The following is a 967-nucleotide window of genomic DNA, read 5'->3' as shown; positions in this document are numbered from 1 at the left end:
CTATTCAATGGGCAATGATGAATAACGTTAAAGACTTAGCTCACCTTTGCGCGCTCGAGGATGATTATTTTGACTATTTCGAGCACCTCGGGGGCCCTGCTGCTTTCATGTCTTATAACGGCCTACAGCTCTATTTAGAATCACGTCAAGATCCGGAATGGGTAGAAAAGTCGGATCCAAATAAACAGTATTGGTGAACATGCCTACCTACTGGTGAACACGTGTAAGCTCGATAACTGCGTCAAACACCCATTGTTAGTCCTTGTTTTATATAAAGATCTAAAAACAGTCCCCTAAAACAGTTAATTGTTGCAATTCGGTTAAATAGAGTGAAAACTTCAAGCATCTAAAACTATTTAATCACTGCAATCTTGTCGTGAGTAAGGAGTGAATTGTGCTTGCTGTTCTTCGTATTATTTTGGCGACGGTGTTTATTATTTTCACCACTCTATGTGCTTTTGGTTACTGCTTGTTTAGCCCAAAAAACCCAAAGCATGTGTACGTTTTTTGCCGTTGGTTCAACCAATTACAAAAACTCGTTGGGGTAAAGATCCTACAGAGAGGCCTAGATAATGCACCGACACCAGAAAAGAGCGTCTACATATCTAACCACCAAAGCGTGTTGGACTTTGTGACCGCCCCAGGGATGTTAAGGCCTCGCACGGTTTCTTTAGGCAAACGCGATTTGTTGTACGTGCCCTTCTTTGGCCTGCTGTATTGGATCACCGGTAATATTTTAATTAACCGCGAAGACAAGTCCAAAGCACGCGATACCATCAAGCAAGTGGCGGAAGCGATTCACCAGCGAGATCTGTCGGTTTGGGTTTACCCTGAAGGAACGCGCAGTAAAGGGCGTGGACTACTGCCATTCAAGACGGGCGCTTTCCGAATGGCGATTGAAGCCGGTGTGCCTATCACCCCGATGTGTACCAGTACCACGCTCAATAAAATTAACCTCAACCGAGTT

The 967-nt window shown here is 44.4% G+C and carries 1 protein-coding gene and 1 pseudogene; both read left to right on the top strand.

Annotated features, from left to right (window positions below):
• Positions 1 to 197, top strand: a pseudogene (locus AB4496_RS28040) (hypothetical protein); the annotation flags it as partial.
• A 197-nt stretch (positions 198 to 394) separates the two neighbouring features.
• Positions 395 to 967, top strand: a 573-nt coding sequence (locus AB4496_RS28035) for a 1-acylglycerol-3-phosphate O-acyltransferase (protein WP_372133311.1), incomplete at its 3' end; no start/stop codon positions are given.

Source organism: Vibrio sp. 10N.222.46.A1 (assembly GCF_041473595.1).
Classification (GTDB): domain Bacteria; phylum Pseudomonadota; class Gammaproteobacteria; order Enterobacterales; family Vibrionaceae; genus Vibrio; species Vibrio tasmaniensis_A.
The sequence above is the reverse complement of the archived record's forward strand: the minus strand, read 5'-3'. Positions and strand labels throughout refer to the sequence as shown.